The sequence below is a fragment of the Nitrobacter sp. genome, from assembly GCF_051535215.1.
GTDB lineage: Bacteria > Pseudomonadota > Alphaproteobacteria > Rhizobiales > Xanthobacteraceae > Nitrobacter.
On sequence record NZ_JBPPLY010000006.1, the window covers coordinates 101,946 to 124,381 of the forward strand.

At 61.6% G+C, this 22,436-nt stretch carries 21 protein-coding genes; 12 read left to right on the forward strand and 9 right to left on the reverse strand.

All coding sequences use genetic code 11. From position 1 onward, the window contains the following. Nucleotides 1–129 precede the first annotated feature (129 nt). The 3 genes from ACS3WB_RS08710 to topA are packed head-to-tail and all read right to left on the reverse strand — an operon-like array spanning nt 130 to nt 5,673. Nucleotides 130–573, reverse strand: coding sequence for a DUF983 domain-containing protein (locus tag ACS3WB_RS08710; protein WP_438275167.1), 444 nt, complete (start codon nt 571–573; stop codon nt 130–132). After that, nucleotides 570–2,999 (reverse strand): ribonuclease R, encoded by a 2,430-nt coding sequence (rnr, locus tag ACS3WB_RS08715; RefSeq protein ID WP_438275239.1) that lies wholly within the window; start codon nt 2,997–2,999, stop codon nt 570–572. The genes ACS3WB_RS08710 and rnr overlap by 4 nt, the downstream gene beginning before the upstream one ends. Continuing rightward, nucleotides 2,929–5,673: a type I DNA topoisomerase gene (topA, locus tag ACS3WB_RS08720; RefSeq protein WP_438275168.1), complete on the reverse strand. Its 2,745-nt coding sequence runs from the start codon at nt 5,671–5,673 to the stop codon at nt 2,929–2,931. Before topA ends, rnr begins: the two co-directional genes overlap by 71 nt. A 255-nt stretch (nt 5,674–5,928) precedes the next feature. Here topA and ACS3WB_RS08725 point away from each other — a divergent pair, with 255 nt between their 5' ends. After that, entirely contained in the window at nt 5,929–6,162 is a 234-nt protein-coding gene (locus ACS3WB_RS08725; protein ID WP_292620103.1) for a hypothetical protein, read from the forward strand. A gap of 143 nt (nt 6,163–6,305) precedes the next feature. On the opposite strand, the gene ACS3WB_RS08730 is transcribed toward ACS3WB_RS08725, so the two are convergent. Next, nucleotides 6,306–7,598, reverse strand: a complete 1,293-nt coding sequence (locus ACS3WB_RS08730) for a polysaccharide deacetylase family protein (protein WP_438275169.1) — start codon at nt 7,596–7,598, stop codon at nt 6,306–6,308. Between the two features lie 175 nt (nt 7,599–7,773). After that, nucleotides 7,774–8,586: a polysaccharide deacetylase family protein gene (locus ACS3WB_RS08735; RefSeq protein ID WP_438275240.1), complete on the reverse strand. Its 813-nt coding sequence runs from the start codon at nt 8,584–8,586 to the stop codon at nt 7,774–7,776. A 123-nt stretch (nt 8,587–8,709) separates the two neighbouring features. Between ACS3WB_RS08735 and ACS3WB_RS08740 the strand changes: the two genes are divergently transcribed. The 3 genes from ACS3WB_RS08740 to ACS3WB_RS08750 all read left to right on the forward strand — a co-directional run bounded on the left by ACS3WB_RS08740 (nt 8,710) and on the right by ACS3WB_RS08750 (nt 10,861). Further along, entirely contained in the window at nt 8,710–9,069 is a 360-nt protein-coding gene (locus tag ACS3WB_RS08740) for a helix-turn-helix domain-containing protein (RefSeq protein WP_438275170.1), read from the forward strand. 88 nt (nt 9,070–9,157) lie between these two features. Then, nucleotides 9,158–9,976: an aldo/keto reductase gene (locus ACS3WB_RS08745; protein WP_438275171.1), complete on the forward strand. Its 819-nt coding sequence runs from the start codon at nt 9,158–9,160 to the stop codon at nt 9,974–9,976. An 81-nt stretch (nt 9,977–10,057) separates the two neighbouring features. Next, complete coding sequence (locus ACS3WB_RS08750) at nt 10,058–10,861, forward strand: YdcF family protein (protein ID WP_438275172.1); 804 nt, start codon at nt 10,058–10,060, stop codon at nt 10,859–10,861. A gap of 13 nt (nt 10,862–10,874) precedes the next feature. Here ACS3WB_RS08750 and ACS3WB_RS08755 read toward each other — a convergent pair whose 3' ends face one another. After that, entirely contained in the window at nt 10,875–11,144 is a 270-nt protein-coding gene (locus ACS3WB_RS08755; RefSeq protein ID WP_438275173.1) for a DUF3253 domain-containing protein, read from the reverse strand. Between the two features lie 104 nt (nt 11,145–11,248). Here ACS3WB_RS08755 and ACS3WB_RS08760 point away from each other — a divergent pair, with 104 nt between their 5' ends. The 4 genes from ACS3WB_RS08760 to ACS3WB_RS08775 all read left to right on the forward strand — a co-directional run bounded on the left by ACS3WB_RS08760 (nt 11,249) and on the right by ACS3WB_RS08775 (nt 14,020). After that, nucleotides 11,249–11,905, forward strand: coding sequence for a glutathione S-transferase family protein (locus ACS3WB_RS08760; protein WP_438275174.1), 657 nt, complete (start codon nt 11,249–11,251; stop codon nt 11,903–11,905). A gap of 258 nt (nt 11,906–12,163) precedes the next feature. Beyond that, entirely contained in the window at nt 12,164–12,367 is a 204-nt protein-coding gene (locus ACS3WB_RS08765; RefSeq protein WP_438275175.1) for a hypothetical protein, read from the forward strand. Between the two features lie 239 nt (nt 12,368–12,606). Then, nucleotides 12,607–13,557 (forward strand): hypothetical protein, encoded by a 951-nt coding sequence (locus tag ACS3WB_RS08770; RefSeq protein WP_438275176.1) that lies wholly within the window; start codon nt 12,607–12,609, stop codon nt 13,555–13,557. Between the two features lie 25 nt (nt 13,558–13,582). Beyond that, a complete protein-coding gene (locus ACS3WB_RS08775; RefSeq protein ID WP_438275177.1) occupies nt 13,583–14,020 on the forward strand; it encodes a DUF1489 family protein in 438 nt (145 codons plus the stop codon). Between the two features lie 56 nt (nt 14,021–14,076). On the opposite strand, the gene panC is transcribed toward ACS3WB_RS08775, so the two are convergent. Then, on the reverse strand, nt 14,077–14,928 hold the full coding sequence (panC, locus tag ACS3WB_RS08780; protein ID WP_438275178.1) for a pantoate--beta-alanine ligase: 852 nt from the start codon (nt 14,926–14,928) through the stop codon (nt 14,077–14,079). 307 nt (nt 14,929–15,235) lie between these two features. On the opposite strand from panC, the gene ACS3WB_RS08785 reads away from it, so the two are divergent. After that, nucleotides 15,236–15,997 carry a VWA domain-containing protein gene (locus ACS3WB_RS08785; RefSeq protein ID WP_438275179.1) on the forward strand — a complete coding sequence of 254 codons (762 nt, stop codon included), beginning with the start codon at nt 15,236–15,238 and terminating at the stop codon, nt 15,995–15,997. Between the two features lie 89 nt (nt 15,998–16,086). Beyond that, entirely contained in the window at nt 16,087–16,806 is a 720-nt protein-coding gene (locus ACS3WB_RS08790; protein WP_438275180.1) for a DnaJ domain-containing protein, read from the forward strand. 406 nt (nt 16,807–17,212) lie between these two features. Here the strand turns inward: ACS3WB_RS08790 and ACS3WB_RS08795 are convergent, their stop codons facing one another. Then, nucleotides 17,213–18,994, reverse strand: a complete 1,782-nt coding sequence (locus ACS3WB_RS08795; RefSeq protein ID WP_438275181.1) for a serine hydrolase — start codon at nt 18,992–18,994, stop codon at nt 17,213–17,215. Between the two features lie 378 nt (nt 18,995–19,372). On the opposite strand from ACS3WB_RS08795, the gene ACS3WB_RS08800 reads away from it, so the two are divergent. Next, a complete protein-coding gene (locus ACS3WB_RS08800; RefSeq protein ID WP_438275182.1) occupies nt 19,373–19,711 on the forward strand; it encodes a phasin family protein in 339 nt (112 codons plus the stop codon). Nucleotides 19,712–19,781: 70 nt separating this feature from the next. Here the strand turns inward: ACS3WB_RS08800 and ACS3WB_RS08805 are convergent, their stop codons facing one another. Next, nucleotides 19,782–21,572 (reverse strand): pilus assembly protein TadG-related protein, encoded by a 1,791-nt coding sequence (locus ACS3WB_RS08805; protein ID WP_438275183.1) that lies wholly within the window; start codon nt 21,570–21,572, stop codon nt 19,782–19,784. Nucleotides 21,573–21,912: 340 nt separating this feature from the next. On the opposite strand from ACS3WB_RS08805, the gene clpS reads away from it, so the two are divergent. Then, nucleotides 21,913–22,242, forward strand: coding sequence for an ATP-dependent Clp protease adapter ClpS (gene clpS / locus ACS3WB_RS08810; RefSeq protein WP_438275184.1), 330 nt, complete (start codon nt 21,913–21,915; stop codon nt 22,240–22,242). Nucleotides 22,243–22,436: the final 194 nt, after the last annotated feature.

Here is a 22,436-nt window from a genome sequence, read left to right on the forward strand (position 1 = left end):
CATTCGCAAAATCCATGGAGAAAAGGGATACGAATGTCAGAATCGGACCACTCGCCTGTTGCGCAGGCTGCTCCGCGGTCTCTTGCATGTCGCTACGGACGACTCGATGATCCGGCTGAACCGCCGGATTCAGACGTGGTCGTCGACGAAATTCTCGTCAAAACCGTGCATGCGGAGGGCCCACTGGAGACCGACCACAGCACCCTTGATCGGTTGAATCAGCCATAGCGCCATGAACAGCGTCATCGGCAGATAAATCGCCCACTGCAGCATGAGTGGCGGCGAGAATTCTTTCTCGATCATGAGGGCCAGCGGGACCACGATGTGGCCGACGACGACGATGACGAGGTAGGCCGGAAGATCGTCGGCGCGGTGCGGCGTAAAATCCAGTCCGCATTCGGAACACTTGTCGGCGGTTTTCAGAAAGGAACGAAAGAGCTTGCCTTCGCCGCATCTCGGGCAGCGGCAGAAAAGGCCGCGTCTCACCGCGGCCCAGGCGTTGCGCTTCTCGCCAATCGCGGATTCGCGGGTCCAGACTTTGGTGGTCGCGGGATCGGGCCGAGTTGTCGTCATGATTTGCCCTTCTTCGGTTTGCCAGCCTTGCTCTTGCCCGGCTTGCGTGACGTCTTGCGCGGTTTGCGGCCCGGATGGGCTTTCGAACGGACTTTGAGACGCCGCGCTCCCTGCGGCCCGCGCGTCTCCTTCCTGTTTCGTCCCTCGCGCTGGCGGGGGGTGCGGTCATGTGACCCGGAATTCCTGCCCGATAGGAGCTCGAAACGTAAAGCACCTGCCAAGGGTGCCGCTTCTACCAGACGAACCTCCACCACGTCACCCAGCTTGTGCATGGAACCGCTACGCGAGCCGACCAGTGCATGGCGGGTCTCGTCATAGTTGAAATATTCCGTGCCCAGGGTCCTGATCGGAATCAGCCCGTCGGCGCCGGTGTCGGTCAGTTTCACGAACAGCCCCGCGCGGGTCACGCCCGAAATCCGGCCCTCGAAGATATTTCCGATGCGGTCGGCGAGGAAATGCGCGATCAGGCGGTCGGCAGTCTCGCGTTCCGCCTTCATGGCGCGGCGCTCGGTGACCGAAATCTGGGCGGCGACCTCCGCCAACGTCTCGGCGGTCTCGGTCGCGGGCAAGGCGCCGTCGCCAAGGCCGAGCGCCCGGATCAGGGCGCGGTGCACGATCAGGTCTGCGTATCGCCTGATCGGGGAGGTGAAATGGGCGTAGCGGCGCAGATTGAGGCCGAAGTGGCCGTAGTTCTCGGCCGAATATTCGGCCTGCGCCTGCGAGCGAAGCACGACCTCGTTCACCAGCGACTCGGAGTCGTGGCCTTTGACGTGATCGAGCACGCGGTTGAACAATTCGGGTCTCAGCGCGCCGCTCTTGGCAAACGATATGTCCAGCGTCCTCAAGAATTCGCGGAGGTTGTGAACCTTCTCCACCGTCGGCTCGTCATGAACGCGATAGATCAGCGGCAGGTCTTTCTTCTCCAGCGTCTCGGCTGCGGCGACGTTGGCGAGGATCATGAATTCCTCGATCAGCCGATGCGCGTCGAGCCGCTCCGGCACGATGACGCGGTCGACCGTTCCGTCTTGCTTCAGCAGAATCTTGCGCTCGGGCAATTCGAGATCGAGCGGATCGCGCTCGTCGCGTGCGCGCTTCACCAGAGCGTAGGCCGCATAGAGCGGCTTCAGGATCGGCGCGAGCAGGGGACCGGTGACATCGTCGGGGTTGTCGTCGATCGCAGCCTGTGCCTGCGCGTAGTTCAGTTTCGCCGCAGAGCGCATCAGGATGCGATGAAACGCATGCGAGCGCTTGCGGCCGTCGGGACCGATCACCAGCCGCACGGCGAGAGCCCCGCGCGCTTGGCCCGGCACCAGCGAGCAGAGATCGTTGGAGATGCGCTCCGGCAGCATCGGCACCACGCGATCGGGGAAATAGACCGAATTGCCGCGCTTCAGCGCGTCATGATCCAGCGCCGATTCAGGCCGCACATAATAGGCGACGTCGGCGATAGCCACGGTGACGACAGCGCCGCCCTTGTTGTTCGGATCGTCGTCGGGCGCAGCGTGAACCGCATCGTCGTGATCCTTGGCATCTGGCGGATCGATGGTCACGAGCGGCAGCGCGCGCCAATCCTCGCGACCCTGAAGGGTCGCAGGCTTCGCAGCCTCCGCTTCGCGCAAGGCAGCCGGCGCAAAGACTTGTGGAATGTCATGGGCGTGGATCGCGATCAGGCTGATGGCTTTTTCGGTCGCGAGCGATCCGAGCCGTTCCTTGACCTTGCCTGACGCAGGACCGAAGTCGCGGGTGCGCACAAGCTCGGCACTAACCAGATCGCCGTCTTCCGCGCCGGCGCTGTCGGCCTTCGCGATGTTCAATTCGCGGCCGGCCTGCTTCTTGTCGACCGGCACGAGACGACCGCCGCCCTGCGGCAGGACGCGATAGATGCCAAGGATGCGCGCGCGGGTATGATCGATCACCTTGATGACGCGGGCGCGATAAGGCGCGGAGTCGTCGGGCTCCGTCGCCTCAATGCGAAGCAGCGCGCGGTCGCCGATGCCGGCAGCGGTGCCGGGCTTCGCGCGGCGCGGGACGTGAATGCGGATTTTTGGCGGAGTGCCTGCTTCCTCGTCCCACTCGGTCGGCGTAGCGAGCAGTTCGCCGTCGCTGTCGCGTCCGGTGATATCGGCCATCAGCGTCGGCGGTAGCGTTTCCGCCTGACGTAGCTTGCGGCCTCGCTTGACGATCGTGCCGTCGTCCGCGAGATCGCGCAGGACCTTCTTCAGTGTGACGCGATCCGCATTCTTCAAGCCGAACTCGCGGGCGATCTCGCGCGTGTTGGCTTGTCCGGGATGCGCGCGAATGAAGGCGACGATAGTCTCGCGGTCCGGGAAACGCCTGTCGCGCGGTTTGTCCACGTTAGCCGTTGCCGGCGCTCTTCTTGGCAGGCGGCTTCGCGGTCGTGGCGGGTGGTTTGGCCGCCGCGACAGGGCCTCGCGCCTTGCTCACCGCGTCGGACTTCGGCTTGGCGGAGGCCGGTTTCGCGGCCGCCTTCTTGGCTGCCTTTTTGGCCGGCTTCCTCGCCGCGGCATCCCCATCAGCAGCCTTTTCAGTCTTGGCGGGCTTGGCCTTCTTCGCCGCGCGTTTGGTCTTGCCGCCTCCCTTGGCTGCGCGTTCGTCGATCAGCGCGATGGCTTCGGGGAGGGTGATGGTATCCGGCGTCTTGTCGCTCGGAAGGGTGGCGTTGACGCCGCCCGCGGTCACATAGGCGCCGTATCGCCCGCTCTTGACCGCCACGACGCCGAGCGTCGGGTGGTCTCCGAGCGGCTTGCCGGGATCGGCACCGAAGCGCCGGCTCGGCCCTTTCGCGATTTTTTCCGCGATCAGCGTCACCGCGCGGTTAAGGCCGATGTCGAATACCTCGTCGCCGGCTTCAAGACTCGCGTAGGTTTTCTCGTGCCGGACGAACGGACCGAAGCGGCCGATGCCGGCGGTGATCGGCTCGCCGGTCTCCGGATGCTTGCCGATCTCCCGCGGCAACGAAAGGAGCTTTACCGCGAGGTCCAGTTCCATGTCGGCGGGCGAGGTGTTTTTAGGAAGGCCCGCGCGTTTGGGCTTTTCGCCCTCGGCATAATCGCTGGGCTCGCCGAGCTGGATGTAGGGGCCGAAGCGGCCGGACTTCACCGTCACGTCGAGACCGCTCTGCGGATCCTTGCCGAGAATGCGGTCGCCGCCCGCATCGCCGTCGGCGGCCAGCGGCCGGGTATAGCGGCACTCCGGGTAGTTGGAGCAGCCGACGAATGCGCCGAATTTTCCGGCCTTGAGGTTCAGCTTTCCGGTACCGCAGGTCGGGCACTGGCGCGGATCGCCGCCGTCCTCGCGCGGCGCATAGATGTGCGGCCCAAGCATGTTGTCGAGCACGTCGAGCACTTCGGAAACGCGCACATCCTTGATGTCATTGACGACGCCGATGAAGTCGTCCCAGAAATCCTTCAGGACCTGCTGCCACGATACCTCGTTGTTCGAGATGCGATCGAGCTGCTCCTCGAGGTTGGCGGTGAAGTCGTATTCGACATAGCGCGCGAAGAAGTTTTCCAGGAACGCAACGACGACGCGACCCTTGTCTTCGCCGTAGAGCCGCTTCTTCTCGAGCTTGACGTAACCGCGATCCTTGAGCACCTGCAGGATCGAGGCATAGGTGGAGGGTCGGCCGATGCCGAGCTCCTCCATGCGCTTGACCAGTGAGGCTTCCGAGAAGCGCGGCGGCGGCTCCGTGAAATGCTGGGTGACGCTGAGGTTCTCGCGCTTCAACGCTTCGCCTTCGCTCATGGCCGGAAGGCGGCGGCTGTCGTCGTCTTCCTCATCGTCGCGGCCTTCCTGATACAGCGCCAGGAAGCCGTCGAACTTGATGACCTGACCGCTAGCGCGCAGCTCCAGCATGCGCGATCCGGCCTTGGCCGCGATGTCGACGGTCGTACGCTCCAGCTCCGCCGATTCCATCTGGCTGGCGATGGTGCGGGTCCAGATCAGCTCATAGAGTCTTGCCTGATCGGAATCGAGACGCCGCTTCATGTCCGCGGGACGACGCGACAGGTCGGTCGGGCGGATCGCCTCATGGGCCTCCTGCGCGTTCTTGGCCTTGGTCTGGTACTGACGCGGCGCGTCCGGCACGTAGGCATTGCCGTAGTCCTCGCCGATTACCTTGCGCGCCTGCGTAATTGCCGACGGATCGATCTGCACGCCGTCGGTTCGCATGTAAGTAATGAGGCCGGTGGTCTCGCCGCCGATGTCGATGCCTTCATAGAGCCGTTGCGCGATTCGCATCGTGTGCGCGGGCGCGAAGCCGAGCTTGCGGCTCGCCTCCTGCTGCAGCGTCGAGGTGGTGAAGGGCGCCTGCGGATTGCGGCGCGCCGGTTTCGCCTCGACGGTCGAGACGGTGAAATTGGCGGCCTCGATCGCCTTCCTGAAATCCTCGGCCTCAGTGCCGCTGCCGATGTCGAGCCGCTGGATTTTCTTGCCGTCCGCGCCGACGAGGCGGGCTTCGAAGGTTTCTCCCCGCGGCGTCGCGAGCGTCGCGATCAACGACCAGTATTCGCGGGGCACGAATTTCTCGATCTCGAGCTCGCGGTCGCAGACCAGCCGCAGGGCGACCGACTGCACCCGGCCGGCCGAGCGCGCGCCGGGCAGCTTGCGCCACAGCACGGGGGAGAGCGTGAAGCCGACCAGATAGTCGAGCGCGCGGCGCGCCATGTAGGCGTCGACCAGCGCGCCGTCGATCTGGCGCGGATTCTTCATCGCGTCGGTGACGGCCTGCTTGGTGATGGCGTTGAAGACGACGCGCTCGATCTTCTGGTCCTTCAGCGCGCGTTTCTGCTTCAGCACCTCGAGCACATGCCAGGAGATCGCCTCTCCTTCGCGATCGGGGTCGGTGGCGAGGATCAGCTTGTCGGCACCCTTGAGCGACCTGGCGATGTCGTTGAGTCGGCTGACGGCCTTCGGATCGACCTCCCAGATCATCTGGAAATTGGCGTCCGGATCGACCGATCCATTCTTGGCGGGGAGGTCGCGGACGTGGCCGAACGAGGCCAATACCTCATATGACGCGCCGAGATACTTGTTGATCGTCTTGGCCTTGGCGGGCGACTCGACAATGACGATATTCATGTTATTCCAATAGTTTACATGAAAACTCGAAGCTGGCTCCATCGGGAGCGCCCCGGCTGTTTCGCGGCGAACATGGGTGCAGCGCGCTCTTAAGTCAAATAGACTTGTGTGAAAGGCCGAAAGGCTGACCTGTCATTTTGGTTGTGTTTTCATTATTAACAACTTATAGTTGTGAACGCATGGAGGGTGGCGAAGCCGCGATACAGCTTTCACTCTGGCATGATGGGGCTGGTCATGATGAGAGGAGCGGCCGGGATGAGAGGGAGACCGGACCGGAACGTAGAGTCTCGTGGTCCCGACACCGGCGCGGACGAACCCGCTGGCGATGGCGGGCCGGATGAGGCAGTGCGCTACCTGGCGACAGCGGTCGCCGATCTCGGATTGATTGCCCGGCGCCACGGCCTGGAAACTCTCGGCTACCTGCTCGACATGGCGCAGTTGGAAGCCGAAGAAATCGTCCGGCTCCGCGCTACGCGCGACCGGCACTGATGGACGAACCAGGCTTCAGCAGGCCGCTTGATGAAGGGCTTTCACAACTTTGCAGGGCCTGCTTCTGATCCCGTCGGAGGCGGAAAGCTGGTTACAACGCTTCAAGCGAACCTGTATCCACTTCGCTCGAAAACGCTCCAGCTCTAGTGAAAACCGGGTCGTAGCACCGGCAGGCTCCCAGGAATGGAGCGCTTCGCAGCACTGGCATCGCTGGAAATCGATTGCACGTTGTCATCTTCATCGACGTGACGGCTTGCCCGGAGGGTTGGTTTGGCGTGATGCGGCAGCGAAACCATGGCCTTTAACGGCGCGGCGGATTTTTCCGGGATTGTAAATATATTCTGCGCCGGCACGGGAAATGTGTTGGTAGCGGGGCCTTCGACCACCTCCGACTGGCGCGGCCAGGGCGACTCCTCCGGCGCGGGCGCGGCGCCCCGGACGAAACGGCGCGAACCGCTGAATGCCTCCGGCAAAAGAAACAGCTTGCCATCGCGCAAGTCGGAATCTGAAACCGCGGGAGCGGGCAGCGTGCCGGCGTGCGCGAAGCTGAAACGCGGTACCTTGGGCCAATGCGCTGACGCGACCGCGTCTGACGTCGGATGCGTCTGCCAGTCGTGCGGCGATGTCGGCGTCTTCGGCCGATCGGGCGTGGCGGGCACTACGTGGACGATGCGGTAGCCGCGCTCCTTCAGCGTGCGGAGAATCCTTGGCAGCGCGGCGACCGTCCTCGCCTGGATGTCGTGCAGCAGCAAGATGCCCTTGCCCTTGGCCTCGATCCGGCTGATCGCGAGCTGGTAGACGCGATCGGCCGAGATGTGACGCCAGTCGTCCGCCGGGAAATCGGCGCTCCAGACCTGAATGCCTTTCGACGCGAGGTAATCCTCGACGTCCTTCGCCCGCAGCAGACCGGGAATGCGCATGAAAGGCGCCACAGCCGCAGGATCGCCCAATGCCGCCGTCGCGGAAGCGATGCCGTCATCGATTTCCTTTCGCGCCCGTTCGATCGGCATCCGGTTCATGCTGAGCGGATGGGTTTGCGAATGGGTGCCGATGGAATGACCTGCCGCCAGCACGCGGCGCAGGTCTTGCGGATAGGCGTGCGCCATGCTGCCGATGGTAAAGAAGGTCGCCTTCACGCATTCCCGCGCGAGGATATCGAGCACCTGGAGGCTGTGCGGCGGCAGGGGACCGTCATCAAAGGTCAGGACCACCTCGTGATCTTTGAGTGGCAAAGTTTCCGGGTATTGCATGCCTCCGATACGCGGATGTTCGCGGGGGTCCACGACCAGCGTCCTGGAGGTTCCGAGCGCATCTGGATTGCCGGGACAATCGCCGGCCAAGACGGGACCTGCCGTGAGTTCCAGGGCAGCGGCGAGAAGACCGGCGCAAAAAAAACGCTGTGGCTTCAGCCAAGTCCGGTTCAATGTCTTTGTCATTCGAGAGACCTTCGCGCCGCCAATTCGGTCTCGAAACTACCCGCCGGGCTATGAATGCCGCCTTAACTTGCGGCTGGAACGGAATGAGGGAAAGCGTGTAGCGGTTTTCCGCTCACATCCCGTCCCGGAACATCGAAATCGATCATTCACGATTTTTGATCGATCCGGTTCAAAATCATCGTGATCCGGCGGAATGGGTCGGGCTGTCATCGGCATTCGCATGCTTGTCGGCGTCTTTGGGCTTCTTCGGAACGACGTGCACCACACGGTAGCCGTTGACCCGCATGTATTTGAGAAAATCGGGCAGCATGGCAGCGGTTTGCGCGCGAATGTCGTGAAACAGGATGATGCCCTTCCGCGCAGCCTTGAGCCGTCCGGTAACCAGTTTCAATTCATCCTGGGGAGTCATCGGCAGCCAGTCGCTCGCCCAGAAATCGGCGCCGAACACGACGATTCCCCTCGCTTGAAGCATTTCGAGAAGTTCAGGCGTGGACTCGAAGTAGGGAAAGCGAAAAAACGGCGTGCTCGGGATGGTCGTCGCCTTCCCGTTGAGGGCGGCTTCGTCCGCCGCAATGCCGCGATCGATGTTGTCCTTGGCGGCTTCAAAGCTCATCGCATTGAGGTGCGGGTGCGACCAGGAGTGGTGCCCCAGCGTATGGCCGAGCGCCGCAGCTTTTCTCACCGTACCCGGCAACGCCTGCGAATTCCTGCCGACCTGGAAAAACGTCGCAAGTACGCATTCGCGCGCGAGCGCAGCCAGAATGCGCGGCGTTGTTGCCGCCGGACCATCGTCGAAAGTGAGGATCACTTCCTTGTCTTCGAGCGGGAGCGTCTGGGGAAAGCTCTTGAGGCCGATACGTGGATACCTGGCGGCATCAACCTCGAGGATGCGCGACGTACCGAGTGTTCCAGGACGCGGGCAGTCGCCGGCCCATGCCGGTACGGTCCATGAAACAAGAACGAGAAGCGCGACCTTCAACTTGCCCATCATGCGACGGCTCATCACGTGTGTATCACCGTGTCGAGTATAGCTTATTCGCAGCCACACGCTCCAACCGTTCACCGGGCCTTAACGCGCATCATCGACCATCCTCCGAATCGTGGGGTGGTCATGCAACGGTTGCGACTGAAGGCAGACGGGCGGATCGTGGAGATCCGCGACGGGCGGGAGTTTCCGCTGGCGCCTTCGATATCCGTCGCGAATGCGAGTTCCGCTTCCGACCCTTTCGTTGTGGGGTCTGCGGTGGCCGGAATATCTCCGGACGCAGAACCCGAGGTCAGAAGCCTGCGTCGGCGGGCGGGTCTGACCCAGGTCGAATTCGCGGCGCGGCTCGGCGTCCCCGTTGAGACAATCCGGAACTGGGAGCAGGGCAAGCGGATGCCGCGCGGACCTGCGCGCGCGCTCCTTGCAGTCATTGCGCACGCGCCCGAAACCGTGTTCGCTGCTCTCGACGGGCGCCCGGGCGGCTAGGCATTCAGCCGCGCCTGGCGGCTCCAGCGGCATAATGTTTGCGCAAAGATCGACTTACCCTCGGTGACATCGCCGCAGGAGATTTGCGATGCAATACGTTGAAGCCAATGGCGCGCGCATTCCGGCCATCGGGCTCGGTACATGGGAACTTCGCGGCCGGACCTGCGCGCGTCTGGTCGAGCAGGCGCTCAGGTTCGGCTACCGCCATATCGACACCGCGCAGATGTACGAGAACGAACGCGAGGTTGGTGAAGGCCTGCGCGCGTCCGGCATTGATCGGGACGATGTTTTCGTTACGACCAAGGTCTGGACCACACATTTCGCGCCCCACGATCTCGAACGGTCCGTCAAGGAAAGTCTCAGGCAACTGCGGCTCGCCCAGGTCGATCTCGTATTGCTGCACTGGCCCAATCCGCGCATTCCGCTGTCCGAGACGTTGGGCGCGCTTGCCAACGTCAGGCGGCTCGGCATGGCACGCCACATCGGCGTGTCGAATTTCACCGTCGCGTTGATCGATGAGGCGGTCGCACTCTGCCCGGAGCCGCTGGTTTGCGATCAGGTCGAATATCATCCCTATCTCGATCAGGCCAAAGTGGTGGAAGCGTGCCGACGCCATGACATGGCGCTGGTTGCCTACAGTCCCATCGCCAAGGGGCGCATCAAGACCGATGACGTGCTGCGCCGGATAGGGGTCGCTCACGGCAAGACGGCGGCGCAGGTTTGCCTGCGCTGGCTGGTTCAGCAAAACGTGGCGGCTATCCCACGGACCTCGCGGATAGAACGACTGTCGGAGAACATCGATATTTTTGATTTCACGCTGAGCGATGAGGAGATGGCGCAGATATCTGCGATGGGCAGCGCCAAGGGACGGTTAACGGATTTCGGCTTTGCTCCGAAATGGGATTAGCTCACAGCGATGAACCGCGGTGGTTGATTTCGGCGCGCCGCTCGCTCATGGATGTCGTCCCTCCGCTTGCCGGCTGATCACATGTTCTTTGTGCTTTCCAAAATCATCGGATTTGTCGCGCTGCCGTCGAACGCGATTGCGATCGTCTGCGGTCTGGGCCTGTGCCTGATGATGATGAGATGGCGACGGACCGGCGTCTGCCTGCTGACGGTGGGCATCGTCTCGCTGTTGGTGTTCGGATATTCGCCGGCCGGGAATGTGCTGCTGCTGACATTGTCGGATCGCTTCCCCGCATGGCAGTACGACGGGCACGATCCCGACGGCATCATCATCCTTGGCGGCGCCATTGATCCCGCGATATCTGCCGCTCGCGGCTCCGTGGAGACCAATGGCTCCGCGGAGCGGGTGATCGCCGCGCTCGAATTGGCGCGGCGGTTTCCAAAGGCGCGTATTGTCTACAGCGGCGGAACCGGAAATCTGGTTACCGACTTTGTTCCCGAAGCGCCGGTTGCCGGGCGGTTGCTGGAAACTCTTGGAATATCATCCGAGCGCATCGTTCTGGAAAGCGACTCCCGCACCACCGACGAGAACGCGCGGTTTACCCGCAAGCTGGTTTCACCGAAACCCGGCGAACGCTGGCTGCTGGTCACGTCGGCGTATCACATGCCGCGGTCGATCGGCGTATTCCGCAAGGCCGGCTTCGATGTCGAGGCCTATCCGGTCGATTGGCGCACGCGGGGATGGGTCGATGCCTTCACGCCGTTCGACAGGCTGAGCGCGGGCCTCGCCTCCAGCGATACCGCCGTGCATGAATGGGCTGGTCTGGTCGCTTATTGGCTGACGGGGCGCAGCGATGCGTTGTTGCCGTCGCCACGCTCCGATTAGTCGGTTCGCGCGCTCAATCCTGTCGCGGCAAGCCCAACCGGTACACGCCGCGGAAGTCCAGCGGATCGGCCGGCTTGCCTTTGCGATAGATTACGAGGCGCCCCGATTGCGCCAAGGCCACCGCGGCGCGCCGGATCGGCATCAGCAGAGCGTGCCAATCGGATTCGGAGGCAATCGCCTGCGCGATCTCCGGCGCGCTCAGCGTTTTGGTGACATCGCGCGTCAGGACCTTGAGAATGCTGTCTTCGAGGGAGAGCGCCGGCTGCGAATCTTGTGCGGTCATAGCTGATGCCATGACGCAACGATAATTGTTCCGCAAGAGGAAGTGTCCGATACGGGCCCTTCAGCCTGCTGTCCGAGAGTGAAACCGATACGGAGTGAACCGGGATGACTCTGACGCTCGTGATCGGGAACAAGAATTATTCGTCATGGTCGATGCGGCCCTGGCTGGCACTCAAGGCTGGCGGCATAGCATTCGAAGAGAGGTCGATTCCGCTCTACACCGGCGCGGCTGACAAAAAGCGCATTCTGGACGTGAGTCCGTCCGGCAAGGTTCCGGCGCTGATCGATGGCGACGTGACGGTCTGGGATTCGCTCGCGATCATCGAATACATCGCTGAACGGTTTCCGGAGGCAGGTCTGTGGCCGGCGGACCCGGCCGAGCGCGCGCATGCGCGCTCGGTCTCGGCGGAAATGCATTCAGGCTTCGCGGCGCTGCGAAGCGAATGCGGGATGAACCTGCATCGGCCGGTTCGCGCGAAAGCGCTTTCCGACAATGCGCAGGCCGACATCGCCCGCATCGGGGAGATCTGGACCGATTGCCGTCAACGGTTTGCGAAAAGCGGGCCGTTCCTGTTCGGGGCCTTCAGCGCAGCAGACGCCATGTACGGCCCGGTGGTCCATCGCTTCCGCACCTATGCGGTCGGTGTGACGCCACTGATGCGGGCGTACATGGAGGCCATGATGTCGCTGCCGGCATTTCAGCAGTGGACCGAGCAGGGACTCGCTGAAACCCGCGTGATCGAGAGATTGGAGGCCGATTGAATGCCGCCGTCTCGCATGTCGGCGGTAAAACGGCCCGCCGCTGTCAATTCGATGCGGTGGAGATACAGTCACAACCATCACTCGCGGGTTCCGGTCCCGGCAACCTCTAAACGCAGTACGTTACTGGAAAACCTGCAAAATTCGCAGTTCCACCATGTTGTTTATGCTGGCCAAAAGTCTCGGCCGCGTGCTATACATAACAAAATCTTGACCGGCCGCGCGCGGGGGCAGCGGGTGGATTTGTATTGGCGTTGAGTGATGGAGACGGCGTTGAAGCATAAATTTTTCGTTGGAGAAACGGTCTATTTCACCGCGAGCAACGTGGCGAGGCCGGCTGCGAGCGGCACCTATGAGGTGATCCGTTTGCTTCCCACCGACGGCGACGACTGTCAGTACCGTATCAAGAATTCGGCCGAGGCCTTCGAGCGCGTCGCGAAGGAAAGTCAACTCGCCGCCGGCTAGAACTTCCCGTCACGAGTCAGTCGAGGACGTCCGAACTAAGGCTTCCTTGATCAAGGCTTTCCTGATCAATTGCCGCACCAGACCTTATCCTGGCCCATGGGTTTATCCTGAAACCCTCCGAGGGACCACTCCGGACTGATCTTGCCGTATTTCCAGGTCAGTGAATAACCGGGAATCTGCATTGGCATTCGTCGATTGCGTTTTATGCTGCTCGTATTCGGCATGAGGGACAATCGCGCATGAACTGGGCGTCGGTAACATCACTCGATCAAAACTGGAGTTCGTCGGGGTTCCCGATGTGGCTGACGCTGGCTGCGGCGGCATTTTTCGCGGTTCTCGTGCTCCTGACGCTGGTTCGCGCCGACAAGTCGGTGGCGAATGTCGTCCTCACCGTCATCACATTGCTCGCGATCGGAGCAGCGGCTGCCGTCACCATTCGTGGCGGTTCTGAGGGCGCTCAGGCGTTCGAGTCGAAAAATCCATTCGTCCCCGTCAACGTGGCGATGCCGGCGTTGTCGTGCATCGACGGCCTTGCTGGTGATGTGGTTGAGACTGCCTGCGAGAAGGCGTTGTTTGGCACGCCGGATGCCGCGGCCGCCGCCGTCTCCTACGCCGCATCGGAAATCAGCCGATTGAGATCGTTCGGCGAGGTAGCCGCCGACAGTGTCGTGCCGCCGGAATTGCAGGCGCTGCGGCGGGCGATCGAGCGCGATCGCTATGGTCTGGTTGCCCATGTGCTCGTCACGCGGGATCACTGTCAGCCGTCGGACTGCGCTGCGTTTCAATTACTGAGCGATCACAGCAAGATCGCGGCGAACATGGAGGAAGGGACTTACGAGAAACTGGTGACGCGTTACGCATCATCCTGGAACGCGAGTACGGCACTGGCGAGTTCCCCCGAGGCGGCCATGCCGCCGGCATCGGCGCTCGCATCGGAGCCGACGGGCAAACCGACCAACGCCGAATTTCCGTCCTCCGCATCGATTCCGCCAGTCAGCATCATGACGCCCGAACCGCCGACAGGGACCGCTACTCCGTCACCGCCGCCAGCGACTGCGCAGGCTGTTCCGAAGCACCGTCCGGCTCCTGCGAAGAAACAGGCCGCTCCGAAAGCCGCGCCAAAGGTAAACACGGTGGCGCCGGTTCGCCTGACACCTGAACCGCCCACAGCAAGCACGCATCAGGATTAGCGGACTGTTCGAAGGCTTTACCGACATGCACCTTAATCTCGTCAAGCTGGCGGTCGGTTGCGACTCCGTAAAAGACCTCAGGGGCTGGATCGCCGATCGCATGAAGCAGGCCAAGCGAAATGGCCTGCCGCGTCACCACATCCACGTCACCCGGATGACGCCGAAGCGCGACGGCGAATTGCTTGCGGGCGGCTCGCTCTATTGGGTCATCAGGGGTGAAATCGCAGCCCGGGAGAAGTTGGTCGGGATCGAACCGTTCCGCGATTCCGACGGTATCGGCCGGTGCCGCATCGTCATGAAACCACAGGTGATCGCTGTCAGGCCGCGTCCGATGCGTCCGTTTCAGGGCTGGCGCTATCTGCCTGCAGCCGATGCACCTCCCGACCTCGGCAGCAATGCGGCGAGCGTTGCCGCGATGCCCGAGCCGCTCCGGCGCGAGTTGCGCGATCTGGGGCTGCTGTAGGCGCGAAAGCTGTGCTGAACGCCATGGGTTGTTGATTCCGTCCAAACCAGCCTGTTCTAAACGCCGATATTATCGATCAGGCGCGTCGTTCCGATCTTTGCTGCGACCAGGAGGCGGACCGGTCCGTCTTTTATCGAACCGATCGGAGCCAGCGTTTCAGCGTGACGCGCCTCGAAATAATCAAGCGCGAAGCCTGCGTCACCGATCGTTCTCGCGCCGTCGGCCATGACGGTTTCGAGATCGTCGCCGGTGCGCAGACGCTTCGCGGCATCCTTCATGACGCGGTGGAGCGTCGGTGCTATGGCGCGCTGCGCGGTGGACAGATAGATGTTGCGCGACGACATCGCGAGCCCGTCGCGTTCGCGCACGATCGGAACCCCGATCACCTTCACGCCGAGATCGAGATCGGCGGCCATTCGCGTCACGACCTTGAGCTGCTGATAGTCCTTCTGGCCGAACAGGGCGACATCGGGTCGGCACTGTGTGAACAGCTTGCCGACGACAGTCGTGACGCCGCCGAAAAAATGCGGACGGAAACGATCTTCAAGACCTGCCGTCGCCGGTCCTTCAGTCAATATCCGGGTCGCAAATGCCGACGGGTACATTGTGCCGGCGTCCGGATTCCAGACCAGATCGACACGCGCCTCCGTGAGTTTGGCGATGTCGGCTTTCCAGGTTCGCGGGTACGATCCGAAATCCTCATGCGGCGCAAACTGGGCCGGATTGACGAAAATCGAGACCACAACCTTTGAAGCGCGACGTTTTGCCTGATGCACCAGCGCCAGATGGCCGTCGTGAAGCGCTCCCATGGTCGGCACCAGGGCGAGGGTCGCGCGACGCGCCCGCAAACTCTCCAGGGCACGGTGCAACGCGGGAAGGGTGCGGGCGATAGCGGGGGCGCGGGGCATTGCTGTGCGGTACGACTTTTTGCCTTATATGTCATGTTTATATGACATATATCTCGACAGTGATGAGAAGACTCTCCACAGCCTGAAGAGCTGCCGGTTGGAACATTCGCCCAGCGACCTTTCCCTGCGCATGTTAGAATTGAAGGACCACTGACAAATACAAGCTGATGATGAAGTTTTGAGTTTGTCTCGCGCGCCCGGAACCGTCGGCTGGATGGGCTGCAATGTCAAATTCCCCTCCACGGGCGTGTATTGAATCATCCGTGGTTTGCGCCACATTGTGTGTTTAATTTCTTTGCGAGTTTCGATGTCCCGCGATCCGCTGCCGCCAAAGTATCCTGCTGACCCGGCCGCATGCCGGACCACGTCGCTTGGCGGTGATGCCCCGCTGCCGGACGTAAAGCCGTCGACCGCGTCCGATATTGCTGCGTTCGTCGCCAAGGCTCGCGAAATGTCGCCCTATGCCGCGGGCAGTCGCGCCAGGCTGATGTTTGCGCTCGACGCGACCATGAGCCGGCAGCCGACGTGGGACATGGCCTGCGCTCTCCAGGCCGACATGTTTCGCGAAGCCGCCGCGATCGGCAGTCTCGACATTCGCCTGACCTACTATCGCGGGCTCGACGAATGCCGTTCCAGCGGCTGGATATCCGACAGCAAGAAGCTGGCAAGATTGATGAGCGCCATCGACTGCCGGAGCGGCGATACTCAAATTGGCAAAGTTCTCTCGCATGCGCGCAGCGAGGCGGTCGCCTCGGGCATCAAGGCCGTCGTGTTCGTCGGCGACGCGATGGAGGAATCGGCTGACGATCTCCGCGCGACCGCCGGCGAACTGGGGTTGCTGAAGGTCCCCGTGTTCATGTTCCAGGAAGGACGTGATGAGACTGCGGAGAAGACGTTTCGCGATATCGCGCGGCTCACCGGCGGCGCCTGGTGCCGGTTCGATCCCGGCGCCGCGGCCCAGTTGCGTGAATTGCTTCGGGCTGCCGCGGCCTATGCCGCGGGCGGCAGGGACGCGTTGCGGCGGCTGTCGACCACCAGCGCGACCCAGCTTTTGGGACAAATGAAGTAGCGCCATGATGCGCCTGGCATTTCGTATGCCGCAGTAGCCGCCGCCAACAATCGCTTTCGCCGGTTGCGCCGACATACTATCTATCCGTCATGCCGACTCTGATCTTGGGCCTCGTCGCCTTTCTTTTCCTATATTTGCTGCTTCAATTGCTCCGGGCGGCAAACCCGGCCGTGCTTGCGCGGGCCATCAGGCTCGCAGGCGGCATCATCGCGCTCGCGGTGGCTGCCTTTGTCGGCATCAAGGGAGAGGTGGCGATAGCGCTGCCGCTCGGAATTTTCGGCGCCACGCTTCTGGGCTGGTCGCCGTCCCTCACATCGTTCTTCGGCAAGCTTTTCAGCACGGGGACACAGAGCGCGGGCGGCCACACGTCCCAGGTGCGCTCGCAGTTTCTCGACATGATCCTGGATCACGACAGCGGCCGTCTCGGCGGATGGATCCTTGTCGGACCCGACGCTGGCCGTTCGCTCGACGATTTCGACCTGCCGCAACTCGTCGCAATGATGACGAGCTTCGATGCCGAGAGCTGTGCGTTACTTGAAAGTTATCTGGACCGCCGGTTTCCCGCCTGGCGTCAGAACGCGCAAGGCGATGCGGCAGGGGGGCGGCGTCACGCGCCGGCGGGCGGCAAAATGACGGACGAGGAGGCCTACGAGATCCTTGGCTTGCAGCCGGGGGCGAGCGGGGACGATATCCGGCGCGCGCATCGAGGGCTCATGAAGAAACTGCATCCCGACCAGGGGGGGTCGACGTACCTCGCGGCCCGTGTAAACGAGGCCAAGGATACCTTGCTTCGCACTCATCGCAGCTAACTCCAACGCCACCAAACGCTACACACTGCGAGCTGCTTCTGCCTGTCTCCGCTTGACGTCCCATGTCGTCCGCCGTTGTCCGGCGTCGTTGATCGTTGCGGCTCACTCTATCCGCGAATTCTTGACGAGTGGTTTGCATGGCCTGGATTGGGTGCGTTTTGACGAAGCGCCGCTGCGGCCGCATTCCTTTGTCGCACGCATATTTCGTTTCTGATTGATCAGAAGGAAGTTCTATTTTTTGTTGTGACGCGGTTTCTTTACGCGCCGGTATTCATCCTCGGGTCAAGCCCGAGGACATGCTCCGGTCGAAAATGCTATAATGAAGATGGAACGCGAATGGGCATGCTCACGCGTGATTTTCCGTTCTTCAACGAAATGACCGGGCAGGGCCGGTGCGGGCGCGCGATCAGTTTTTGATCGTGATGCAGGGCAGGTCTGAACGCTTCAGGGTGCGGCACACCGCTTCGGCTTCATCGCGATCAAGCCCGGCGAAGCGTGCGCGGTACAGCTTCTTGTTGCCCTTGCCGACGGGCTCGGTGAAAGGATCGGCCTTGCCGAGCACGCCGCGGGCGCGGCCTCGCGCCGCATCGAGGCGCTCGCGGGCTTCGCTCTCGGTTTCCAGCGCGCCGACCTGTATGATCCAGCCCGAATGCGTCGCCACCGGCTTCACCGCGCCGTTCTGCTGAATAGCTTGCGGTTGAGCCGACCGCGGTTGAGACCTGGGCGGGATATCCGCGTGTGCCATCGCCTGGGATGTCGATGCGGAAAGGCTGGAGGCCGGCAACACACCCAGGATGCCTTGCCCGGTGCCGAAGTTGGCGGGTTGCGGCGGCATGCTGGCCCGCGCCACGACAGAACCTGATGTTTCCGGCGTCATGTCGCGAGCGGTTGCGGCGGCACTGTCGACCGACGGCACCGCTGACGTTGGCTCCGCGGACGCCAACCTGACCGATCCGGCCCTGACCTGGACCGTCTTCACCCGCACCGGTTTCATCGGTTCGGTCGAGCCGGGAACGGCGTCGATCGGCTGGGTCGCGATGACCCCGCTGGTCAAGGGAGCGGGCTCAGGTCTGGTGCGCTTCGGCGGCAGCGCGGCGGTGGAGGCCGCTATCAGTGAGCGGGCCAGACGGGCAGGGCGTTCAGGCGGCAGCGCGACCGGTTCGGGCGGAGCCGATGCGGTCTGGATGGCGCCGTCGACCTGTGTCATTTCCGTAGGGCGCGAGCGTGCCTGATCCTCAGCCACCCTCGCATTGGCGTCGGCTGTGTTGCTCTCGGTAATGGCGGCGACTGTCCGGCGCGTCGCGGCCTTGTCCAGGTTTTCGGCCAGCAGGCTGCGCATTGTCGCATCGCGCGAACCGCTGCTGCGGCCTCCCAGGACGACGCCGACCAGATGGCGATTGCCGCGCTTCAGATTGGTGACGAGATTGAAGCCGGACGCCCGGATATATCCCGTCTTGATGCCGTCGACGCCATCGACGCTGCCGAGCAGATGGTTGTGGCCGCGGATGGTGCGGCCGCGGAACGTGAACGACGTCGTCGCGAAGTAACGATAATAGCGCGGAAAGCGGTCCTGCAATGCGCGGCCGAGCGTCGCCTGGTCCCGTGCAGTGGTGACCTGATCGTCGTCGGGAAGACCTGACGCATTGCGGTAAACTGTCCGCGTCATGCCGAGCGCGCGCGCCTTCCGCGTCATCATCCTGGCGAAATCACTCTCGTCGCCGCCGATCGCCTCGGCGATCACAACCGCCGCGTCGTTGGCGGATTTTGTCACCAACCCCTTGATGGCGTCCTCGGCGCGGATGGTCTGACCGGGCCGCAAACCGAGCTTGGTGGGGTCCTGTGCCGCCGCGTGCGCCGAAACCGGCATCTCGGTATTGAGACTCATCTTCCCCGAATCCAGGCGCTCGAACAGCAGATAGAGCGTCATCATTTTGGTCAGCGACGCCGGATGACGAAGACTGTCGGGATTTGTGGATGAGAGCGTCTCGCCGGAATTGGCGTCGACGACGATCGAGGCGAAACGCGGATTGTAGCTTTGCCGCGCCTCGTGGTGAGCGTGATGGCGATGGTGGTGACGGGCGCGGCGTGCGTCGGCGTGGTCCGTCGTAAAAACGAAGGCGGCGATCGCGGCCAGTCCGAACGCGCCAGCTCGCAGGACGCGGGCGGAAGCCAAGGTTGTGCGAAGCATGAACGTCCCCGTCCCCATTTTTTCGACTTTAGTCACCGGTTCGTGAGGCAAAATTGTGCCCAACACTCTGATCTGAACGTTCAGCGCGAACCGGTCTCAAAGGCGAAGTGGCAGATCAGGTTGCCGTTCTGGCTAAGAGCCTGGTTCAACGGTGCTTTTTTTGATCTTCCACCGGAACGCCCAGGATACCGGAATTCAGCCTAGGGGGGCGGAGTTTCCAAAAGGTTAAGCAACCCTTGATGGCATCTGTCGGATTTGCCTCGAATCGCCGATTGTGCGTCGCACAAAAATGCTTGCTTTTATTGTGCGGTGCACTATATCTGATAGCGAGAGGCTGGATGTCCAGCTCCGAATACCAACCTGGTGAGGAACCCCATCATGATGAAGATCGAAGAAGTTCAGCAGCACGGAAAAGAGCAACTCGACGCTGCGGTCGCGGCGGCGGGCAGCTTCCAGAAAGGCGTCCAGGCAATCGCTCTGGCGTTTGGCGATTACACGCGGAAGTCGTTTGAAGACGGCAACGCATTCACCGAGAAACTCGCCGGCGTGAGATCGCTGGACAAGGTTGTCGAGGCTCAGAGCGAATATGCCAAGAGGACCTACGAGACGTTCGTTGCGGAGTCGCAAAAGATCGGCGAACTCTACGCCGATCTCGCCAAGCAGACCTTCAAGCCCTTCGAGGATTTCGCCGCGAAGTTCGTTCCGGCCGCTCGCTGATATCGCAGGCAACCTCCAATAAAAAAAGCCCGGCCGCATTGGCCGGGCTTTTTGATGGTTGGCGGACGCGTTACTTCGCGATGCGGAGCTGCGAGATTTGCGTGAGAATGTTCTGGAACGCGTCAGCGGTCTGGGTAGCCGACGTGATCATCTGAAAATTGCCATTGCTGGCGCAGTCCTGCAGCACTTGCGACGTTGGATCCTTGCTGCCGATGTTCACCTGGACTGTGAAGATGGTTACGCCGGCATCTTTCGCGGCTTGACAGAGTTTTTCCTGACGTGCGTCGATACAGAGAACGTTGCCGGGAGAGCAAGTGTATTGCGTGTTGCCGTTGCCATATGAAGGCCAACGATCCTGCGTATTCAGACCGTCTGACAACAGCACCAGATAGTCTTGGTAGATGTGAGTCGAGTCCTTGTCGGGCGCCTGAATCGGCCCGTTGGTGGTGCTAAGGGATTGCCATCCCCACGCAAGTCCGATCGCCTGGTTGGTGCCGCCTGTCGGCTGCATGTTTGTGATCGCAGTCTTGAGCGTGCTCCAGTCATTGGTCATCGGTATGACCGGCTGCAGATATGCGCTGCTTCCAGTCTTGCAGTAATTTGTTGAACCCTGCTTGTATTCCTCGGCGGGAAAAAGGGAGGAGGGGTTGTTGGTATCGTTGGGGACTGCCCCCGAATTTTGTATGTCGTAGCTCTGATCCCGGTCCATGACGCAGCCTGACCAGGTGTTGTGGTTGTTCGGCGTCCATGTTGCCGGTCCCCATACGCCTGATGTCCAGGTATAGTTACTGCTCGTCCATTTATATCCCTTCTGCGTACAATCGCTCTGCGTCGTGTACTTTGATTTTGAGCAGCTTCCGGCTGCGGTGCAGGTGCTCTGCGTTGTGAAGCTCGAGTTCGAGCACGCGCCGGCGGAGTTGCAGGAAGTTTTGCTATTATATCCGCTGATGCTGCACATACTTTTCGCTACGCAAGCGGCCATCGTCGTATAGCTGCTTCCCGCGCTGCAGGTGCCGTTGTTTTCGTCCCAGGTGTCGGGGTTTGAGGTGCCGACAGGGCTACTCCACTTGATATAGCTTTGGTTGAAGCTGCTTCCGAGGTTCACGTCCTTGGCAAACGGGACGAGGGAGATATAGACGTCGCCAGCGTTCTTATTATAGTCGGAGAGCGTATCGACCATGTTTTTTGCAGCGGATATCAGCGCGGACATTTTGCCATTATCCTTCATCGATCCGGTGTTATCCAACACCATCGCGACGCGCATCCGCGAGTTGCCCCACGTCGCTGTGGAACTAGTTCCGAAGTTGATCTGCGGGAAACCGGCGATCTTCATGAAGTCGGTTTTGACGGAGCCGTGTCCCGTGGCAAGGATCGTCGCCGCCGCCGATGAGGTACTCGGCGTGTAGGTGGCGCTCACCGTGACACCAAATGCATTGCCGTCGTGATAAAGCGCTAAAAAATATTTCTGCAAGGCGTCCGTGATCTGCTGAGACGTCATGGTCGGACTGGCTGCGGCGTCCTTCGAAACCATCAGCACCGCCGAATCGATTGCCGCCTGCATCGATGAGCGCGCCGCATTGGCTCGTGTGTAGTCTACGGCGGCGCCGACGAAGCCGAGGACCGGCAGGAGGGCGATTGCAAAGATTGGTGCTATATTACCTCGCAGATCCCGACCAAAACGAGTAGCCGAACTGCGAATGCATTTGCGAATGGACGTACCAGACATGGCTGTCACCGATCCGTTGGTTTCGATCGGTATTTCGAGCCGCAGGGCTAAACGGGTGGTAAAGTTGTCCTGAGAAAGCAGGTAAATAGCCGCACAAATTGCAAGGACGAGCCGGAAGATCGCCGGCTTCGTCAATGGAGGTTAAAGCGCCGTGCCGGTTATTTCCGCACGCCGGCAGGAACTTCTTAACCGTGCTCCTGCGCCGGAGGATGTTTCGGTCTCGATTTACGATCTTGCGGTAAGCCGAATACGGACCCATACTCAAGGGCATTCGGATACCCAGCCGACGGCCGACCGCGACGCTGGCGGCCGTGAAACTTGCCTGGATCGACGCCGCCGAGCGGTTTGGCCGTCGGTTGGTGTTGATCCTGCGGAGATATCGAACGCTTAAGCCATGTTGAAGCTGCCCGCCCTTCAGACATCTGGAACGTCCAAGCTGCGTGTGGCGGATGTCCATTCTCCCTTTGCACCGCGGATGAATGACGAAGACCGTGCTGATGGTCGCGACGATCCGGCCGGGTCGGTCATCACCAAGGTCAAACCGAGGACCAAACGTCCCAATCTCTATCGCGTGCTGATATTGAACGACGACTACACCCCGATGGAATTCGTCGTTCATGTCCTCGAGAAGTTCTTTCAGAAGGATATAGAGGCCGCGACCCAGATTATGCTGCACGTCCACCATCACGGCATAGGTGAATGCGGCGTGTTCACCTATGAGATCGCAGAGACCAAGGTGACGCAGGTGATGGATTTTGCGCGCAAGCACCAGCATCCGCTGCAATGCGTGATGGAAAAAAAGTAGCTGCTCCCGTTCCGCGAATGAAATGGGTTGCAGGTCTGGCGGGATTTTGATCGAACCGAGCGGTTCATGACCTCGCGTGGTGCCATTCGGGCTTGCCGAATTCGGAACAGCCCCCCACAATTTCTGCGCTGCACCGGCACTTCCCCTCGGACGGTGTATTACTATATCATTGACGAAGGTTGTTGTTGCCTGAC

Coding starts and splice junctions, on each gene's coding strand:
- ACS3WB_RS08750 (WP_438275172.1), top strand. CDS start 10,058: ATGTTCTTTGTGCTTTCCAAAATCATCGGATTTGTCGCGCTGCCGTCG.
- ACS3WB_RS08710 (WP_438275167.1), bottom strand. CDS start 573: ATGACGACAACTCGGCCCGATCCCGCGACCACCAAAGTCTGGACCCGC.
- ACS3WB_RS08800 (WP_438275182.1), top strand. CDS start 19,373: ATGATGAAGATCGAAGAAGTTCAGCAGCACGGAAAAGAGCAACTCGAC.
- clpS (WP_438275184.1), top strand. CDS start 21,913: ATGAATGACGAAGACCGTGCTGATGGTCGCGACGATCCGGCCGGGTCG.
- ACS3WB_RS08795 (WP_438275181.1), bottom strand. CDS start 18,994: ATGCTTCGCACAACCTTGGCTTCCGCCCGCGTCCTGCGAGCTGGCGCG.
- ACS3WB_RS08760 (WP_438275174.1), top strand. CDS start 11,249: ATGACTCTGACGCTCGTGATCGGGAACAAGAATTATTCGTCATGGTCG.
- ACS3WB_RS08730 (WP_438275169.1), bottom strand. CDS start 7,598: ATGACAAAGACATTGAACCGGACTTGGCTGAAGCCACAGCGTTTTTTT.
- ACS3WB_RS08735 (WP_438275240.1), bottom strand. CDS start 8,586: ATGGGCAAGTTGAAGGTCGCGCTTCTCGTTCTTGTTTCATGGACCGTA.
- ACS3WB_RS08785 (WP_438275179.1), top strand. CDS start 15,236: ATGTCCCGCGATCCGCTGCCGCCAAAGTATCCTGCTGACCCGGCCGCA.
- ACS3WB_RS08765 (WP_438275175.1), top strand. CDS start 12,164: ATGGAGACGGCGTTGAAGCATAAATTTTTCGTTGGAGAAACGGTCTAT.
- topA (WP_438275168.1), bottom strand. CDS start 5,673: ATGAATATCGTCATTGTCGAGTCGCCCGCCAAGGCCAAGACGATCAAC.
- ACS3WB_RS08790 (WP_438275180.1), top strand. CDS start 16,087: ATGCCGACTCTGATCTTGGGCCTCGTCGCCTTTCTTTTCCTATATTTG.
- ACS3WB_RS08755 (WP_438275173.1), bottom strand. CDS start 11,144: ATGACCGCACAAGATTCGCAGCCGGCGCTCTCCCTCGAAGACAGCATT.
- ACS3WB_RS08770 (WP_438275176.1), top strand. CDS start 12,607: ATGAACTGGGCGTCGGTAACATCACTCGATCAAAACTGGAGTTCGTCG.
- ACS3WB_RS08725 (WP_292620103.1), top strand. CDS start 5,929: ATGAGAGGGAGACCGGACCGGAACGTAGAGTCTCGTGGTCCCGACACC.
- panC (WP_438275178.1), bottom strand. CDS start 14,928: ATGCCCCGCGCCCCCGCTATCGCCCGCACCCTTCCCGCGTTGCACCGT.
- ACS3WB_RS08775 (WP_438275177.1), top strand. CDS start 13,583: ATGCACCTTAATCTCGTCAAGCTGGCGGTCGGTTGCGACTCCGTAAAA.
- ACS3WB_RS08745 (WP_438275171.1), top strand. CDS start 9,158: ATGCAATACGTTGAAGCCAATGGCGCGCGCATTCCGGCCATCGGGCTC.
- ACS3WB_RS08740 (WP_438275170.1), top strand. CDS start 8,710: ATGCAACGGTTGCGACTGAAGGCAGACGGGCGGATCGTGGAGATCCGC.